Genomic DNA, 19,586 nt, shown 5'->3' on the forward strand with positions numbered 1-19,586 from the left:
AGACAAATGAGAAAAAAAATCAGTACTTTTGACTTTATAATAATTGCATAAAACTTCATGAAGAAATCGATCACTATTATAATCACATTTTTATTTTTCACTTTTTCTTTCGCTCAAAATAAATTCGGAAATCCGGAAGTCGATCCAATCCAAATTCAAAAAACGTATGGCGATTGGTCAGCTTATCAAAAAAATATAATGCTTTCCAGAGATTTTATTGCGCTCGATGTTCTTTCAAAAGAAATTTCAAAAGAATCTTTTTTAGACCAGTTAGCAAACGGAAATTACATTCCAATCCGATTAAAATCAGATGATTCGGTTTACTATTATAAACTCTTCAAAATTCAGCCAAAATCAGATACCAGTATAAAGGCCACAATAAACCAAATAGGTTTTGACGCCCTTAAAAATTACAAGATGGAAGGAACTGTCTTTCCTCCGTTTTCATTTAAAGATTTAGATGGAAATCTGGTAACCAACGAATCTATGAAAGGAAAAATCATCGTGATAAAATGCTGGTACATTCACTGCACGCCATGTATAAGAGAATTTCCTCAGGTAAATAAACTAACAGAAGAATATAAAGACCGAAAAGATATTCTTTTTATAAGTTTAGCCGAAGATTCACCGGAACAATTAAAAACATTCTTATCCAGAAAACCGCTGTCATATTCTGTAATTCCAAATATGAAAGATTATATGAATGAAGCTTTGCAGTTAAATTCATTCCCAACACATTTTATTCTCAACAAAGAAGGATTTATTTCTAAAGTACTGCCTAATTTTGAAAGTTTAGAAGTCGCTTTGGCGAAAGAGAGTAAATTGTAGTTTAAAGTAATTAAACTCATAGTTTGTCATTTCGAGGAACGAGAAATCTTCGTAAGCAGCTCGACAAAGATTGATTTTTCGTTGCGGAGTTTCTCGCGAAGATTTCTCGTTCCTCGAAATGACAAGATTGGGTAATAATTATCTAGGTGACAAAAAAAACTTAGTCCCTTAGCACCTTTGCAACTCTGAACCTTTTTCACTACTTTTGCACCAAATTAATTAAAAAGACATTCATGTTAACAGTCAATAATTTATCAGTTCAATTTGGCAAACGAATTTTGTTTGACGAAGTAAATACCACATTCACTCACGGAAATATTTACGGCGTTATTGGAGCCAATGGTGCTGGAAAATCTACATTTCTAAAAATCATTTCAGGTGATATGGACCCAACTTCTGGGCACATTCATTTAGAACCGGGAAAACGTATGTCGGTTTTAAACCAAAATCACAACATGTTCGATGAGCATACTGTTTTGGAAACCGTTTTAATGGGAAATAAAGTTCTGTATGCTGTTAAAAAAGAAATGGATGAACTTTACCTGGATTACAACGATAAAAATGCCGACAGAATAGGCGAGCTTCAGGTTCAGTTTGAAGAAATGAACGGATGGAACGCCGACTCTGATGCTGCAGCAATGTTGTCTAACTTAGGAATTAACGAAGAGCATCATTATACTTTAATGGGCGACATGGAAGGAAAAATGAAAGTTCGTGTGCTTTTGGCACAGGCGCTTTTTGGAAATCCTGATTTGCTTATTATGGATGAGCCTACCAACGATTTGGATTTCGAAACAATCGCTTGGTTAGAAAATTTCTTAGCAAACTACGAAAATACTGTAATCGTTGTATCTCACGACCGTCACTTTTTAGATGCCGTTTGTACACATATTTCTGATATTGATTTCGGAAAAATCAATCACTACTCAGGAAACTATACTTTCTGGTACGAGTCTAGCCAATTAGCGGCAAAACAACGTGCACAACAGAACAAAAAAGCAGAAGAGAAGAAACAAGAATTGGAAGAATTTATTCGTCGTTTTAGTGCAAACGTTGCGAAATCTAAACAAGCAACTTCTCGTAAAAAAATGATTTCTAAATTGAATATTTCTGAAATCAAACCTTCAAGCCGTCGTTATCCTGCGATCATTTTCGATCAGGATCGTGAAGCCGGAGATCAGATTTTAAATGTAGAACACTTATCAGCTTCTGTAGATGGTGAACTATTATTTAAAGATGTTCATTTAAATATGGCAAAAGGAGACAAGATTGTTCTTTTCTCTAAAGATTCACGTGCTACAACTGCTTTCTACGAAATTTTAAACGGAAATCAAAAAGCAGATTCTGGAACTTTCGACTGGGGAATTACAACAAACCAAGCGTATCTTCCTGCTGAAAACCACTCTTTCTTCGAAAATGATTTAACTTTAGTAGATTGGTTACGCCAGTATGCTAAAACAGAAGAAGAGCGTGATGAGGTATTTATTAGAGGTTTCTTAGGTAAAATGATTTTCTCTGGAGAAGAAGCTTTAAAAACGTCTAGAGTTTTATCTGGAGGAGAAAAAGTACGTTGTATGCTTTCTAGAATGATGATGGAGCGTGCTAACGTTTTAATGTTAGATGAGCCGACAAATCACTTAGATCTGGAGTCTATTACAGCTTTCAATAACTCATTGAAAAACTTTAAAGGATCTGTAATCTTCACAACACATGACCACGAGTTTGCACAAACTGTTGGTAACAGAATCGTTGAATTAACACCAAACGGAGTAATCGACCGTTACATGACATTTGACGAATATCTTGATGATGAGAAAATTCAGGAACAAAGAAAAAAGATGTACAATCTTTAATGTATAAATTCCAATTGTGAAAATCCCAAATTCCAATTTTTGACTTTAAAGCTTTGGCAAAGTTTAAAACTTTGCCAAAGTTCTACAATAATTAAAAAATCCCAAACTCCAAGTTTAATTTGGAATTTGGGATTTTTTATTTTTTTATTTATTACTATTTACTGCCAAAAACCTTAGCTAAAATCCAGATAACAATCGCAATTATAAAAATTACGATAAATATCCCGAATCCCATTCCGGCTTTAAAAATGTCTCCTATAACTTCGCAGCTTGTAAATGAAAACAGTATAACGAATACCATTAACAATCTTGTAATTTTATTTTGCATGATTCTGAGTTTTTAAATTTCTATATTAAAATTACTTCAGAATCAGGAAAATATGTTATAGAATTTTTGGGAAATGTTTTAGGATTTACTTTTGTGCTTTTAATTTTTTTAGTTGTTCATCAATTTTTTTTAGACCTAATGTCTTTTGTATTTGAGGTGCAAATTCGTACCATTTATTATTTTTAGCATTTAAGTTGTCTATTCCGGCAGATGCTAAACTTGCTCCTATTCCTGATACTCCTGCAATTAATCCAGTCTCAGGAATCAACCCAACATAATTTAGAATACTTGATGCTCCACGGAACATGCCTGATATTTTATTATTTAATTTATCGTTATCAATAGCATGCTGCATATTCTCAAGTAACTGATTTTTTATATTTATATCATTAATTTCGAAATTATTCATTTGACTTTGAAAAGAAGATGCATATTTTTTTAAATCTTTGTCAGTTTTTAAATAATAGAATGAATCAAGTGTCATAGGTTGAAAAAGTAAACTAGTTATTTCTAAATAGCTAGAAACAATTTTTACTGAATGGTTTTCTGAAAAATTTGTATTTTTAAATTTTTCGATTTCGTTCACTCTTTGTGCTAATGCTTGACGTATTCCAAATGTGAATAATTGAGCGTTAAACTTGTTTGCAAGCTCTAAATCTAAATAAACTTGACGAATTATTAATTGATACGCATGCTTTGGAATTGATGAAAGTAATTGTTTTATGATGTTATCTTCGAGTATTCTGTTTATTTTCTCTTCTAAAAAATCGTAATGTATTATTTGATTCGAAGAGCATAAATATAGACCAAAATCAGAATTATAGTATTCATTGCCAAATGTGTATTTATCTCTATCAGGTACAGGATTATCTGCCTCGGAGATTATCACAGTTTCATAAATTAATGATAATGTAAGTGCAATATCCATGTAATAGTTAAAATGATTTCCATATAATGTTTTATAATAACTATGCCATTCTGCGCTCTTGATATGATTGCTGTTGTTTAAATTTTTGTCAAAATATGCATATAATGCCCCAGAAATAGGGTGACCTAATACTATTTTAGAAGATGAAAAACTAGGAGTTTTATTCATAATAAACTTGGATTATTTTTTTAATAAAACTAAGATAGTAGAATTAAAACTATGTCTTTAAAAAAGTGAAATTATATTTTAGTTTTAGTTTTTTTAATTTTTGACATGTTAGAAAATGTATTTACAAATAAGGAAACAAATAAATTCTGATTTCGTATATTTGCCCAACCAAACATTACAATCACTTATGAGCCAAAAAGTATTACTTAATTCAAAAGAAGTTACTATCATACTCCATCGTTTGGCTTGTCAGTTAATCGAAAAACATCTTGATTTCTCTGATACTATTTTAGTGGGAATTCAGCCAAGAGGCGTTTTTTTAGCTGAACGTTTAAAACAAATATTAGAAAACGAATATAAGGTTCCTGAAATTTCTTTGGGATATCTGGACATCACTTTTTTTAGAGATGATTTTCGTCGTACTGATAAACCGCTTGAAGCCAATAAAACTCAAATCAATTTTATAGTCGAAGACAAAAAGGTCATTTTTATAGATGATGTTTTGTTTACCGGACGAAGCATTCGTTCTGCCTTAACTGCCATTCAATCTTTCGGACGACCCTCAGAAATTGAATTACTGGTTTTAATAGATAGACGTTTCAGCCGTCATTTGCCTATTCAGCCAGATTACAGAGGCCGTCAGGTCGATGCTATAAACGGTGAAAAAGTAATTGTAAGCTGGAAAGAAAATGATGGTGAAGATGTTGTTCATTTGGTGACAAATTAAGTTTAATCGGTTAACCGGTTAATTGTTTAATCGGGAAAACGACGATTAAACAAATTAACGATTAAAGAATAAAGCATGACAGAGAACGAAGAGTTTATTTATGAATCAATTTTTAATCAGGTTAGAATGGGATTTCTTTCTATTGATGAAATCAAAGAAAATATCATAGAAGAAATTGAAGACAATGAATTTGAAGATGAAATCTCAGAAGAATGGGCTTTTGAAAAAATCGATCAGGAATATCAAAAGCTTCTTTTAGAAAGTAAACAATGGAAAACTCCAACAGATACTGAAAAGCTTATAAATGCGTTTGATCAATTATGTGACGAAAATATAGTTGCGCTTCATAACGCAGGTTACACTACAAGTGACGGCGAATACGAAGTGGTTGAAGTTGAAAGAGAACTTCAGAAAAACGAAGTTGTGTCTGATGGTTATTGCTTTTATCACGAACAAGATTTAGCAAGAGCAATTGCCATTGAAGATCCAAGTTTGTATATCGCTTTCCAGAAAGTTGATAATTCTGATGACGAAATTACAATCAGTGTTGGAAAAAAAGTTGCAGAAATACTCCGAAATAATGGTTTTGAAATAAACTGGAATGAATCTTCAAGAACAAAAATTGAAATTCCGGGTTTTAGATGGCAGAAAATTTTTGACGAAGATGCAAGAGATCTGCAAGATTACAGTGAGGTTGTAGATAGAATGATTCAATAGAGTAGCTGCTCTTTAAAGAAGCATTGAAGAACTGAATGTTTTCAGAAATTCAAGAATTTGACAAATAATATTAAAGAAACAAAAATGAAAGAATTAAGCGTAAATCATTTATTAGGAATAAAATACATCAATGAGAATGATATTAACCTGATTTTTGAAACGGCAGATCATTTTAAAGAAGTCATTAACCGACCAATTAAAAAAGTTCCTTCATTACGAGATATTACCATTGCCAATATTTTCTTCGAGAACAGTACCAGAACCAAACTTTCCTTTGAATTAGCGCAGAAACGTTTATCTGCAGATGTTATCAGTTTTTCTGCAGCTCAGTCATCGGTTAAAAAAGGAGAAACCTTGATTGATACTGTAAATAATATCCTTTCGATGAAAGTTGATATGGTTGTAATGCGCCACTCCAATCCCGGAGCGGCTTATTTTTTATCTAAAAATGTCAAAGCAAGTATCGTAAACGCCGGAGACGGAGCACACGAACATCCAACTCAGGCTTTGCTAGACAGTTATTCGATCAGAGAAAAACTGGGCGATGTAGCCGGAAAAAAAGTAGTTATTGTAGGTGATATTCTCCATTCGAGAGTTGCCTTATCAAACATATATGCTTTGCAGATGCAAGGCGCTGAGGTTAAAGTTTGCGGACCAAAAACATTGATTCCGAGATACATCGAATCGCTTGGTGTTACCGTTGAACCAAATTTACGTAAAGCCTTAGAATGGTGTGACGTTGCCAACATGCTTCGTGTACAAAACGAACGTATGGATGTGAACTTTTTTCCATCTACACGCGAATACGCACAGCAATACGGAGTAGATAAACCGCTTTTGGATTCACTTGGAAAAGAAATCGTAATCATGCACCCGGGGCCAATCAATAGAGGAGTAGAGATTACATCTGAAGTGGCAGATTCTGATCATTCTGTAATCTTAAATCAGGTTGAGAATGGTGTTGCGATTAGAATGGCAGTTATTTATCTTTTGGCTTCAAAGATTCAGCAATAGTTTTAAGTATTCAGTCGCAGTCTCAGTTTTCAGTTTTGAAACAAGTGTCACACTGAGCGAAGTCGAAGTGCTTTTTGAAAACGATGCGTGCTTTGCAAACGTGGGTTTCGACTTCGCTCAGCCTGACAATCTGAAAACTGTGACTGAGACTGCGACTGAAAACTGCGACTGAATACTGAAAACTGCGACTGAACACTAAAAAAAACTTCGTACATTAGCTTTTATAAAATATAGCCCCACAAATTATAAAATGAAAGTAGATCAAAAAGGACATACCGTAACGATAAAGGATACGCAAGGCGATTTTAATGGCTTTGTAGAGAAAGTGACGCAGCAGTTTAAAACCTTTGAAAAACACAATGTTATAATCGATTTATTATCAGATTCTGGATTGTCAGAAAATGATTTAAAACTTTTTTTACCACTTTCAAAACAACAGAAAAAAGCAAAAAAATCGTTTGTAATCGTAGCTTCAGATCTTGATTTTAATGCGATTTCAGATAAATTAGTCGTGGTTCCTTCTCTTTTAGAAGCGCACGATATTATCGAAATGGAAGAAATAGAAAGAGACTTAGGGTTTTAAATTTTAGAGTTTAGAGTTCAGATTTTAGATTTTTGAATGCCTAAATGAATCTTAAATGCTGCTACTCAATCTAAAATCAACAATCTAAAATCTAAAATGAAATTAACTATACTTGGCTGTTATGCCGCAACTCCCAGAACGCTTACTAACCCGACTTCGCAGGTTTTAGAAATCAAGAACCGATTGTTTTTGATTGACTGCGGTGAAGGAACTCAGGTACAGCTTAGGAAGAATAAGATTAAATTCTCAAAAATAAATCACATCTTTATTTCGCATCTGCATGGAGATCATCTGTACGGATTAATTGGAACCATTTCGACTTTTTCTCTTTTAGGAAGAACAACCGATCTGCATATTTATGGACCAAAGGGAATTAAAGAATTAATTCTGCTTCAATTAAAACTAACAGAATCCTGGACGACGTACAGTTTGTTTTTTCACGAATTGGAATCGAAAGAAAGTGAAGTAATTTTTGAAGACAAACGTGTTATTGTAAAAACAATTCCGCTAAAACATCGTGTTTACACGAATGGTTTTCTTTTTCAGGAAAAACCGGATGAAAGAAAACTAGATGTCGAAGCTGTTCAGCGATATAATATTCACGTTGCCTATTATCAAAAAATAAAAAACGGAAGCGATATTACACTCGATAATGGAACTGTAATTGAAAACCATAAACTTACTTTTGACCCGCCTCAGCCAAAAAGTTATGCTTTTTGCTCCGACACGGTTTACAATGAAGATATAATTCCGATTATTAAAAATACGGATATTTTATATCATGAATCTACGTTTTTAGAATCAGAAGCTCCTTTGGCATTTAAAACATTGCATTCTACCGCAAAAGAAGCGGCTAATATTGCATTAAAAGCCAATGTAAAACAATTAATTTTAGGTCATTATTCAACACGTTATGACGGAATTGAACGTTTTAAGGAAGAAGCCCAAACGGTTTTTCCAAACGTGCTTTTGGGTGATGATGGGGTGAGTTTTGAATTTTAATTTTGAGGTGCTGAGATGCTGAGGTTCTAAGAGACTAAGTTTGTATGTGATTGTTTCAAGTTTGTCAGGCTGAGCGAAGTCGAAGCCTGCGTTTGCAAAGCAAGTACTGTTTCTAAAAGCACTTCGACTTCGCTCAGTGTGACGGTCAAATATTCAGATTCCGTTAACCTGAAACTTTAAACTTTAAACTTTAAACAAAAATCTAAAATCAACAATCTAAAATAATAAATCATGAACGATTTAAGTAATTATAGAAAGTCTTACGAAAAAAGTGAATTATTAGAAACTAATATTCCGGAGGATCCAATTAATCTTTTTAACCGATGGTTTCATGAAGTGGAAGATTTTGGCGGAAGCGGAGAAGTAAATGCCATGACCGTTTCGACTATTGGTTTGGATGGATTTCCGAAATCTCGTGTTGTTTTATTGAAGAAATTCTCAGAAGAAGGTTTTATATTTTATACCAATTATAATTCTGAAAAAGGAAAAGCAATTGAAGCGAACCCAAATGTTTGTTTGTCATTTTTTTGGCAGGAAGCAGAACGTCAGGTAATTATTAAAGGAATTGCGCAGAAAACTTCTGAAATTATTTCTGACAATTATTTCGATTCTCGTCCTGACGGAAGCAAATTAGGCGCGATTGTATCGCATCAAAGTGAAGTGATTCCTTCTCGAACCTTTTTAGAAGAAAACTTAAAAAAACTGGAAACTGAATTTGAAGGCAAACCAATCCCAAGACCTGAAAATTGGGGTGGATATTTAGTGACGCCGCTTCAGGTAGAATTCTGGCAGGGAAGACCTAACAGACTGCACGATAGAATTCGTTACACCAGCCAATCTGATTTTTCATGGACAATTGAGCGTCTTTCTTCTTAATTTGTAAGATTTTTATTTTATAAATAAAAATAATAATGCATTTCATCGATTATTTTTGTAGTTTACCGATAAATTGAATACGTTTGACGTAAGAATTTTAGAGCAATTTGTCACATAATATATTCAAAGCATTTGCCCCAACATTTACTTTAGAACTTAACTACTATGATTATGAAAAAGATTATGTGCGCCATGGTGTTCATTGTGATGTCTATCACAATGAACTCATGCTCTGCTGACAGCGCCGAAGGGAATGAAACTGGTAATGCTCCTGCTGTACAACAGGTAATTACAAGTTATAATTACAATACTTCTGAATTAGAAACAATGCAATTAATAAACGATTACCGAGTAAGTATTGGTTTAAATGCATTGGAAAAAATTAATCATATTTCTTTTAAATGCGAAGAGCATAATAAATACATGATTGAGAACAATGTTCTGAATCATAATGACTTTACATCGCGTTCTAATAATATTATGAGTGCTCTTAGTGCTAAAAAAGTAGGAGAGAATGTAGCAAAAGGTTACAAAACTTCTGCAGCAGCATTAAAAGCGTGGCTGGACAGCCCGGGACATAAAGAGAACATTGAGGGAAATTATACTCATTTCGGGATAGCAGTTACGACTGATGCGACCGGACAAAAATACTACACGAATATTTTCGTAAAAATTTAAAAGAGAAACGTTTGAACTGGTTGGTTAGTTGTCGTTGTGATTCCTGATTTGCAACGACCGTTTTTTTTAATAAAAGCTGTCTGAAAAGACAGCTTTTATTTATTTTAGATTATACCAAATTACAATCCGGTAATAATAAACTCACTTCTTCGGTTCATTTGGTGTTCGTCTTCGGTGCAGTTTACATCGTCAGAACAGTTGTTTACTAATTGGGTTTCGCCATAGCCTTTTCCGGTTAATCGGTTTTTAGCCACTCCGTTTTTAATCAGCCAGTCAATGGTTGATTTGGCTCTTCGATCAGATAATGCCTGATTGTATTCGTGCGATGCCCTGCTGTCTGTATGCGAGCGGATATCGAGTTTCATATTCGGATGCTGGTTTAAAACATCTAGTATTTTCTCTAGATCTAAAGCTGCTTCGGTGCGGATATTGGATTTATCCAGATCAAAATAGATCATTTTAATTCCGAAACATTTTCCAAGATCATCCCCAACTGCAACTTTACAGACTGATTTATCCAAAGCAATTGGAAGATTGGTTTTTCCGGTTGCTTTTCCAATGGTTACGCTTACTTCTTTTGTAGCATAATCCGGTTTTTCGGCCCTTACGTTATAGGTCTTGCCGCATTCTACCGTAAAACTGTATTCGCCTGAAGCATTGGAAACGGTTGAGTTTTTAATTTTTTGGTTTTCGTATAAAGTAACTTTTGTTCCGGGAAGCACAGCTCCGTTTTCTGAATCTGTAATTACGCCGTATAATTCTTGCAGACATTTTAATCTTCTTGTTTCCAGAAATTTATAAATATCATCAGAACCCTGTCCGCCGTCTTTATTGGAGCTGAAATAACCTTTTCTGGAAACTGGATCGATGCTGTAGGCAAAATCGTCCTTAGGAGAATTAACATCATTTCCCAGATTCTGAATATCCGAGATGCTTCCGTCATCTTCCATCTGTCCCACAAAAACATCGAGTCCGCCCAGTCCGGGATAACCGTCTGAGGCAAAATAAATTTCGTTTTCGCTGGTTACATACGGAAAGGTTTCTTTTCCTTCGGTATTAATACTTTTTCCCAGATTTTCGGGTTTTCCAAAACTGCCGTTACCGTTAATGCTGACTTTGTAAATATCCGACTGTCCGATGGTTCCGGGCATATCCGATGCGAAATACAATGTTTTCTCATCCGGACTCAGCGCAGGATGCCCCGTGCTGTAGTTGTCGCTTGTAAAAGGAAGCGCGGTTACTTTTGTCCATTTTCCGTTTTCAAGACTGGCCTGATAAATTTTTACCAGCGTAATTTTATCAGCATCTTTTCCTTTTTTACCGTCGACATAGTTATTTCGGGTAAAATAAACCGTTTTTCCGTCTTTGGTAAAAACAGGTGAGGATTCGTGAAAACGGCTGTTGATCTCGGATTTTATTTTGTTCACTTTTGATGCGGTGCCGCTTTGTGCATCAAGATCGGCATTGTAAATATTGGTAAAATATTCTCCGGTCCATTTGTGTTTGCGCTGCGAAAAATTCCCGGTATCTCTGGCCGATGCAAAGTAGATTTTGTTGTCGTAAACAAAACTTCCGTAATCTGAATATTTAGAATTAATTCCGGCATCTTCAATTTTATAGCGCCCTGAATTGGCTTTGATTTCATCGAGATAATTGACATCATCTTTATAGAGTCTGGCTCTGGAATCGTCTTTGTACTTGAAGCTGAATTCATTCATGATTTTAGTGGCTTTATCTGTCTGTCCTGTTGACTTTAAAGACTGTGCATATCTGTAATAATATTCGGCTTCCGGAGAATTGTTTACAGCAAATAACTCGCCGTACCATTTGGCAGCTCCTTCAAACTCAGAATTAAAATAATAAGAGTTTCCGAGTCTTTTAAACAAATCTTCAGACTTGTATCCTTTATCGGCCACTCTTTCATAAGTTTTTATGGCATCGATAAAGGCATAACCATCGTATTTTTTATCACCCGATTTCAATTTAGAATCCTGGGCATAACTGTCAAATGAAAAACAGATTATTATTAAGCAGAAAAGTATATAATTTTTCATAATCATTTGTTTTTAGAAGAAACGAGGAGTTGTCATTTTACCATTGTTTTTGAAGAATTCATAACGCAGGAATATCTCATGAGATCCTGAATTATAATTATTTAAGTTGGTGGTTTCACGATCGTATCCGTATCCTAAATAAAGTCCGTCGGTGATCTGGAATCCTACCATGGCGCTCAGCGAAGCGCTCCATCTGTAAGCGACCCCTACTGTAAATCTTTCGATAAACATAAAATTGGCAGAAATATCAACCTGAAGCGGTGCTCCTTCGACCATTTTGGCCAGTACAGCGGGTTTGAATTTGTAATACTCTAGTTTATCCAGATTAAAAACGTAACCTCCCATTAAATAATAATTGATTTTGTCTTTGTAAATGGCCACATCATTATCATCGTATCTGTTGGTTTCGATGAAATTAGGAACAGAAAGCCCGATATAAGCTTTATCTGAATGCCAGTAAACACCCGCTCCTACATTAGGTGAAAACTTATTTTGAAGATCCTGAAACTGCGGATCTCCCTGATCTGCGGGATTTAGTTTGTTTACATCCAGATTGAATATGTTAGCGGTTCCTTTAATACCAAAAGAGAGTTTAAAATCAGCCGAAGTCTGAACGGTATAGGATATATCTGCTGATATATTGTTCTCATTGGTCGGTCCAATTTTATCGTTTACAAGCGAGAATCCTACTCCTAAATTGCTGTTGTTAATTGGTGTATTAATGGAGAAACTGCTTGTTTCGGGTGCTCCATCCAATCCAACCCACTGAGTACGGTATAAGCCAAAAATACTTAAAGCGCCTCTTGATCCCGCATAAGCCGGATTGATATTAATAGTGTTGTACATATATTGCGTATACTGTGCATCCTGCTGTGCATAACCCGCAATGGTTACAAACATAATGACGAAAAAATATAATTTTGTTCTCATAATAGATGTGTATTGTTTAGTGAATATGTAATGCGTTATACTTTGTGCGCTGTATAACGCATTACTCTTTTTTTATTTAGACAGATATAAATACCCTTCTTTTTTGTTATTCTGAATTACATTGTTTCCATCTAACGATTTGTAAGTAACAATGTAGAAATAGGTACCGGTTGGTAAACCGTCAGATTGTTTAACGGTTGTTCTTCCTCTTGAATTACCGTCGAAGGCATTGGTTATATTGTTGTAATTGTTTGTTTCAAAAACCAATATTCCCCAGCGGTTATAAATTTCTACAGTGTTTTCCGGATAACAGGTTAAATCATCAATACCGTCAATTACGAAAACATCATTTTTTCCATCACCATTTGGTGAAAAAGCATTGTGCACCTCAATATTCTGGCAGGCTAATACTTTACATTCATCATTTATTTCCATAGTAAGTAAAACACTTCTTGGGCAGTTTTCATCGGTTATTTTGTATTCGAATATATAATTGCCAAGTGCTAAACCAAAAGGATTAAGTGTACCACCTTGTAGTGCTCTGGTACCGTTTGTATCAATCCAGTTTCCTGTTGTTGGTGTTCCTTCTGGTAATAAACTAGATAAGTTTACTAAAGAAGTATCATCAGTACAAGCCTTACTTGTTATGTTGGATGTGCCATTTGGTGCCACTATTATGGTTACGGTTGCCGTGTCGCAGTTTTCGGCACTTAATTTATCGCAAATACGATAGGTATAAGTATAAGTTCCTGCCGGCGTTAAGCTTGCTACTCGAACATTTCCAGAAGCATCAATTGTAATGTTTGGATCTGTTTTTGTGTTGTTGCCGCTTAATAAAGTAAAGTTTACCAATTCAAGAGATGCTGTACCTATTCCTTTAAAGTCATTGCTTAAAACGTTTCCGACTAATCCAAAGGTGTTACATCCTATATTAGCATAATTATCATCATTGGCAACAACAGGAGTAGGAGGTGCAGGAGGATCAAGAACTGTAATGGTTACAGTTGCTGTATCGCAATTTCCGGCATCGGCCTTTTCGCAAATTTGATACGTTAAAGTGTAAGTACCGCCCGGTGCATTTGCCGCAACATCTACAGATCCGTTAGGGTTTAGCGTTAAAACTCCTTTAGGGTCTGGTGTAAATGTGGTAAGCGTAATGTCATTTGGATTAATGGCACTATTATTTAAAGTATCATTGTTTAAAACATTTACAATATTGGTTACTCCTGCAGGCCCTGTAATAGGTTGTGGAGTATCATCATTTGCCACAATTGCAAATGTTGGTCTGGCAGTACAAAACGGATCTGAAGGCGGATAATTTACTGTTATGGTTTGGCTTGGATTAACTGAAATAGTTAAGTTAACCGTTGGACGCAATGATTCAAATCCGTCCGCTGCCTGAATCCATTTATTATTCTCGAAAACCCATCCCGGCCAGTCTATACCTTTTCCGTTTCCATCAACCACAGCTCCAGGCCATAAAACTCGTCCGGAAAGAGCCAGATTAGTCATCGTTGTTATGACGTTATTTTGAGCATTGGCCCAGGCAATTGTTACACCATTTACTGGAGTAAAATTGGTTGGAGTTACTACATAGTCGATGTAAGGAACATCATTAACACAAATTGCTGTTGCCGTAACTGTCATAACCGGAGCTTCAATTGTAATGGTTACGGTTGCAGTATCACAATTTGAAGTTTCATCTGCTTCGCAAATTTGGTATACTAATGTTTGAGTTCCCACTGGTGCGTTTGGCAGTACATCAACAGAACCATCAGGGTTTAAGTGTAAAAACTCATTTGGTGTTACCGTAGTAAGGATTACATCAGATGGAGTTACAACCACTCCTTCAAGCGTATCATTAGTTAAAACATTCACTACATTGTGTGTGGTTGTATTTACACCCGCTACAGGTCCTGCATTATCATCATTGGCTGCAATATCAGAATATGTTTTACAGTTTACACCAAAATCAAGATCAAGATGAACTAAATCTTCTGGCGTTACAGTTGCCATTAAAGTGCTTGCACTGGTTGTGGAGCAAATAGTGTGTAACTGGGCTTTACCGGATTTAGCTGGTATTTTTTTATCTGTTACATTTGGAAGTACTTTTACAAGTCCAGTTCCTCCCAATGCCGCAGCAACAGCATCTAAATTAGCATCTTTAACTAATTTCACTGTGTAATCTCCATACGGATTTGCCGTTTCTGGTCGGTCTCTCCAGAATCCCTGAATTCCTATAATTACTTCTGCATGATAACCGTTTGGACCATCAATAATAACATTCGGACTAAGAGCATTTCCAAAACCTCCAGCGTTCAATTCGCCCACATTCGAAGGTCCTTGATAACTTCCATCGCCATTAAAATCAATCCATTCCCAAAGGCTGTAATCAATTGCTCCATTTCCGTCAGGAATATTTTTGGTTACAATTCCATCATTATTCGCATCGTACCATTCGTCCTGAACACCATTGCTGTTTGTGTCGTACCAAACATAATCTCCTAATACAGGAAGTGTTGATGATCCATATTCAAAATCATGTTTTTGAATAATACAATCCTGAAGAGTGGTAAAGAACAAACTCGAAGTTACCGGATACAATTGATGAGCGCTGTTTAAATTAGCATCCTGAACCTGAACCAGATATTTTCCGGCTGGCATTCCTGAGAAGCTGTAACTTCCGTCTGTTCCTGTTACTTTTAATAAGATAGGACCAGTAGTTGGGCTTTGCGGAATCAAGGTAACAGGTACATTTGCAATTGGAGTATGAGTATCAACATTAATAATCTGACCTGATATTTTTATAGTATACTCAGGTTGTGTTATAACCACTGTTGCAGTTGCAGTACAGTTTTGAGTTTCGCTTACAGGAGATGTTGCAGTAAGTGTATAAGTACCGGCAGGTAAATTGGTATTGCCAACAATTTCATTTTTATCATTTCTAATAATAACTGCTGCACCAGGACTGCTGGTTACTAAAATCGAACCGTCATTTCCTCCAAAACAAGAAGTATTAGTTGCGATACCGCTTACAGAAACTTTGTTTTCAACTGTAAAAGTTTGCACCAATTCTGTTTTATTGCCAGAACAATCAGATAACGTATACGTTCTGGTTAAGATATACGGACTTCCTTCGCAGCCACTTCCTTCGTTATTAGCATCAGAAACGGTAATAGAAACAGTTCCTCCGCAATTATCAGCAGCGTCTTGTATATCCTGAGGACTTCCAACAGGAATTTGTGTCATACTTTGTAAATTGGCAAAACTTGTTGGAGCAGTTCCAGTTGGTGCTGTAGTATCTCTTACTGTTATAATTTGTGTGTGCGATACTACATTGCCGCTGCAATCACTTGTTTTCCATGTGCGAGTCAAAGTATAATTTGAACCGCATTCGTTTTGAATATCACTTTTTGTTTCTGTAAATACAATTGGTAAATTTCCATTGCAATTATCAGCCGCTTCAAGATTGGCTGGTTCAGGAACAGCATCACAAGAAACAGTAATGTCACCAGGAAGATCACCGCTAAAAGTTGGTGCAGTTGTATCTTGAATTGTAATCACTTGCGTGAAAGTATCAGAAGTATTACCGCAGTCGTCTTTAACCGTCCAGGTATTAGTATAAGTTCCGGCATTTCCGCAACCTTCCGAAGCCACAAACTGACCGCTTACTTTTGTAATGTTACTAACATCAGCATCGCATGAATCTGAAGCAGTTGGGAATAAGGCTTGCGCCGAAGTTAAAGCTTCTTGATTGCTGCACTCGATAGTTTGGTTTAAAGAACCAGCTTGGGTTGTCCAGGTTGGTGCAGTAGTGTCTTGAATTGTAATCACTTGCGTGAAAGTATCAGAAGTATTACCGCAGTCATCTTTAACCGTCCAGGTATTAGTATAAGTTCCGGCATTTCCGCAACCTTCCGAAGCCACAAACTGACCGCTTACTTTTGTAATATTGGTAACATCAGCATCGCAAGCATCAGAAGCATTTGGGAATAAGGCTTGCGCCGATGCCAAAGCTTGTTGATTGCTGCATTCGATAGTTTGGTTTAAAGAACCCGCTTGCGTTGTCCAGCTTGGTGCAGTGGTATCTTGAATCGTAATCACTTGCGTGAAAGTTTCAGAAGTATTACCGCAGTCGTCTTTAACCATCCAGGTGTTAGTATAAGTTCCGGCATTTCCGCATCCTTGAGAAGCCACAAACTGACCGCTTACTTTTGTAATATTGGTTACATCAGCATCGCATGAATCTGAAGCAGTTGGGAATAAGGCTTGCGCCGAAGTTAAAGCTTCTTGATTGCTGCACTCGATAGTTTGGTTTAAAGAACCAGCTTGCGTTGTCCAAGTTGGTGCAGTAGTATCTTGAATGGTAATCACTTGCGTGAAAATATCAGAAGTATTGCCGCAGTCGTCTTTAACTGTCCAAGTATTAGTATAAGTTCCGGCATTTCCACATCCTTCTGATGCCACAAACTGACCGCTTATTTTTGTAATATTGGTTACATCAGCATCGCATGAATCTGAAGCAGTTGGGAATAAGGCTTGTGCCGAAGTCAAAGCTTGTTGATTGCTGCATTCAATTGTTTGGTTTAAAGAACCCGCTTGGGTTGTCCAAGTTGGAGCAGTAGTATCCTGAATAGTAATCACTTGCGTGAAAGTATCAGAAGTATTACCACAGTCGTCTTTAACTGTCCAAGTGTTAGTGTAGGTTCCGGCATTTCCGCATCCTTGTGATGCCACAAACTGTCCGCTTACTTTTGTAATATTACTAACGTTTGTATCACAAGCATCTGAAGCAGTTGGGAATAAGGCTTGCGCCGAAGTCAAAGCTTCTTGATTACTGCATTCAATTGTTTGGTTTAAAGAACCCGCTTGGGTTGTCCAAGTTGGTGCAGTATTATCTTGAACAATAATAGTCTGACTTACCGGAAGCGAAGTATTGCCGCAAGGATCTTTTGCAGTCCAGGTTCTTGTTTTTGTATAAGAACCGGCGCAGTTTCCAGGAGTAATAGTATCTTCATAAGTAAGAGACGCTACAGTGCCATTATTATCTGTTGCAGTTGCTGTGGCAAAAACAGGTTCTGCCGGACAGTTAATTGTTGAGGTTTGTGGCAGCGGATTAACCACTGGATTAACAGAATCCCCATCAATTATAGTAACTGATTTTGTTATAGTACAAGAATTAGCATCTGTTACAAGTACACTATAAGTTCCTGCAGCCAAAGAATTAGCCGTTGCTCCCGTTTGTACCGGAATTGTATTCCATGAATAAGTATATGGACTTGTTCCTCCGGAAACAATTACAGTTGCTGATCCTGTTGCTTTTCCGCCGCATACCACATCAATTTGAGTTGTAGCAGCACTTAATGCTTGTTGTGGCTGGCCTATAGTTACATTGCAAGTTGTAGTATAGCCTAATTTATCGGTAACCGTAACAGTATGCAATCCGGCAGTTAAAGCAATAGCTTGAGCTGTTGTTTCGTTATTATCCCATAAATAAGTATAATCGCCATTACCGCCAATTGCAGTTACAGTTGCTTTTCCGGTATTGCCTCCATAACATTTTACAGCGCTGTCTTGAGTAATACTGCAAGATAAAACATTAGGTTCGGTAATCGTTACAGAGCAAGTAGTGGTACATCCTTTTGAATCTGTCACAGTAACAGTATGCAATCCGGCATTTAATCCTACCGCTTTTTGAGTAGTTTCATTATTATCCCATAAATAAATGTAGTTAGCTGTACCGCCAATTGCCGTAACGGTTGCTTCACCATTACTTAAACCATTTGCGGTTACCGCTTTGTTTTGTGTTATAGAACAAGATAAAGCTGCATTTGGCTGACTTATAGTAACTAAATTATTTTGAGAAGAACAATTATCAGTAACTGTCAAAGTATAAGTTCCCGCAGGCAGATTCGAAACTGAAGCTGTATTTCCCACCGAAACATTAGAAGCGTTTTTCCAAGAATAGGTTACTGTTCCCACCGCATTTGTTACGGCTCCCGCTGTTACAGTTCCGGTGCTTGCTCCAAAACAATTTACATCTGTTTTAGATGAAACTGCTAAAGCTAAAGCTGCGCTCGGCTGTGTTATGGTAACAGAATTAGTTTGTGAAGAACAGCTGTCAGTAACTGTCAAAGTATAAGTTCCTGCAGGTAAATTCGAAACCGAAGCTGTATTTCCAACAGAAACATTAGAAGCATTTTTCCAGGAATACGTTACCGTTCCCACTGTATTTGTTACAGTTCCTGCTGTTATAGTTCCGGTGCTTGCACCAAAGCAGGTAATGTCTGTTTTAGAAGAAGCTGCCAGAGCTAAAGCTGCGCTCGGCTGCGCAATCGTAACCGAGTTCGTCTGGCTTGAACAGCTATCAGTAACCGTTAGTGTATAAGTTCCTGCAGGCAGATTCGAAACTGAAGCTGTAGTTCCTACTGAAACATTAGAAGCATTTTTCCAAGAATACGTTACTGTTCCTACTGCATTTGTTACCGTTCCGGCAGTCACTGTTCCAGTGCTTGCTCCAAAACAAGTTACATTAGTTTTAGAAGAAGCAGCTAGTGCCAGAGCCGCACTCGGCTGCGCAATCGTAACCGAGTTCGTCTGGCTTGAACAGCTATCAGTAACCGTTAGTGTATAAGTTCCCGCAGGCAGATTCGAAACCGAAGCTGTATTTCCCACTGAAACATTTGATGCGTTTTTCCAAGAATACGTTACCGTTCCCATAGCATTTGTTACGGCTCCTGATGTTACTGTTCCGGTGCTTGCTCCAAAACAAGTAATGTCTGTTTTAGAAGAAGCGGCTAAAGCTAAAGCGGCACTTGGTTGTGCAATTGTAACCGAGTTGGACTGGCTTGAACAGCTATCAGTAACCGTTAGTGTATAAGTTCCCGCAGGCAGATTCGA

14 protein-coding genes are annotated in these 19,586 nt (G+C 36.5%); 9 read left to right on the forward strand and 5 right to left on the reverse strand.

What is annotated here, in order from left to right:
* Positions 1 to 57 precede the first annotated feature (57 nt).
* A complete protein-coding gene (locus AC1RRQ_RS21215; RefSeq protein WP_493024963.1) occupies positions 58 to 828 on the forward strand; it encodes a TlpA family protein disulfide reductase in 771 nt (256 codons plus the stop codon).
* Positions 829 to 1,061: 233 nt separating this feature from the next.
* Positions 1,062 to 2,681, forward strand: a complete 1,620-nt coding sequence (locus AC1RRQ_RS21220; RefSeq protein WP_053470154.1) for an ABC-F family ATP-binding cassette domain-containing protein — start codon at positions 1,062 to 1,064, stop codon at positions 2,679 to 2,681.
* A 154-nt stretch (positions 2,682 to 2,835) separates the two neighbouring features.
* On the opposite strand, the gene AC1RRQ_RS21225 is transcribed toward AC1RRQ_RS21220, so the two are convergent.
* Together AC1RRQ_RS21225 and AC1RRQ_RS21230 are read right to left on the reverse strand one after the other, a co-directional pair.
* Positions 2,836 to 3,009, reverse strand: a complete 174-nt coding sequence (locus tag AC1RRQ_RS21225) for a hypothetical protein (RefSeq protein WP_165590656.1) — start codon at positions 3,007 to 3,009, stop codon at positions 2,836 to 2,838.
* An 85-nt stretch (positions 3,010 to 3,094) separates the two neighbouring features.
* On the reverse strand, positions 3,095 to 4,105 hold the full coding sequence (locus tag AC1RRQ_RS21230) for a hypothetical protein (protein WP_493024964.1): 1,011 nt from the start codon (positions 4,103 to 4,105) through the stop codon (positions 3,095 to 3,097).
* Between the two features lie 187 nt (positions 4,106 to 4,292).
* Here AC1RRQ_RS21230 and pyrR point away from each other — a divergent pair, with 187 nt between their 5' ends.
* From pyrR to AC1RRQ_RS21265, 7 genes are all read left to right on the forward strand, one after another.
* The gene (gene pyrR, locus AC1RRQ_RS21235) at positions 4,293 to 4,832 is read left to right on the forward strand and encodes a bifunctional pyr operon transcriptional regulator/uracil phosphoribosyltransferase PyrR (RefSeq protein ID WP_345146200.1); all 540 of its coding nucleotides are present in this window, start codon (positions 4,293 to 4,295) and stop codon (positions 4,830 to 4,832) included.
* A gap of 75 nt (positions 4,833 to 4,907) precedes the next feature.
* Complete coding sequence (locus AC1RRQ_RS21240) at positions 4,908 to 5,549, forward strand: DUF6891 domain-containing protein (protein ID WP_493024965.1); 642 nt, start codon at positions 4,908 to 4,910, stop codon at positions 5,547 to 5,549.
* Between the two features lie 84 nt (positions 5,550 to 5,633).
* On the forward strand, positions 5,634 to 6,563 hold the full coding sequence (locus AC1RRQ_RS21245; RefSeq protein ID WP_109194141.1) for an aspartate carbamoyltransferase catalytic subunit: 930 nt from the start codon (positions 5,634 to 5,636) through the stop codon (positions 6,561 to 6,563).
* Positions 6,564 to 6,813: 250 nt separating this feature from the next.
* Positions 6,814 to 7,146, forward strand: coding sequence for a ribonuclease Z (locus AC1RRQ_RS21250; RefSeq protein ID WP_493024967.1), 333 nt, complete (start codon positions 6,814 to 6,816; stop codon positions 7,144 to 7,146).
* A 96-nt stretch (positions 7,147 to 7,242) separates the two neighbouring features.
* Positions 7,243 to 8,148, forward strand: coding sequence for a ribonuclease Z (locus AC1RRQ_RS21255; protein ID WP_493024968.1), 906 nt, complete (start codon positions 7,243 to 7,245; stop codon positions 8,146 to 8,148).
* Positions 8,149 to 8,379: 231 nt separating this feature from the next.
* Entirely contained in the window at positions 8,380 to 9,024 is a 645-nt protein-coding gene (pdxH, locus tag AC1RRQ_RS21260) for a pyridoxamine 5'-phosphate oxidase (RefSeq protein ID WP_493024969.1), read from the forward strand.
* Positions 9,025 to 9,195: 171 nt separating this feature from the next.
* Positions 9,196 to 9,702 (forward strand): CAP domain-containing protein, encoded by a 507-nt coding sequence (locus AC1RRQ_RS21265; RefSeq protein ID WP_493024970.1) that lies wholly within the window; start codon positions 9,196 to 9,198, stop codon positions 9,700 to 9,702.
* Between the two features lie 119 nt (positions 9,703 to 9,821).
* Here AC1RRQ_RS21265 and AC1RRQ_RS21270 read toward each other — a convergent pair whose 3' ends face one another.
* The 3 genes from AC1RRQ_RS21270 to AC1RRQ_RS21280 form a co-directional block, all read right to left on the reverse strand.
* Positions 9,822 to 11,756, reverse strand: a complete 1,935-nt coding sequence (locus AC1RRQ_RS21270) for an OmpA family protein (protein ID WP_493024972.1) — start codon at positions 11,754 to 11,756, stop codon at positions 9,822 to 9,824.
* A 12-nt stretch (positions 11,757 to 11,768) separates the two neighbouring features.
* Entirely contained in the window at positions 11,769 to 12,686 is a 918-nt protein-coding gene (locus tag AC1RRQ_RS21275) for a PorP/SprF family type IX secretion system membrane protein (RefSeq protein ID WP_493024973.1), read from the reverse strand.
* A gap of 72 nt (positions 12,687 to 12,758) precedes the next feature.
* The coding region (locus AC1RRQ_RS21280) for an HYR-like domain-containing protein (RefSeq protein WP_493024974.1) at positions 12,759 to 19,586 on the reverse strand (6,828 nt) is incomplete at its 5' end.

The sequence above is a fragment of the Flavobacterium sp. GW821-FHT12A05 genome, assembly GCF_058807735.1.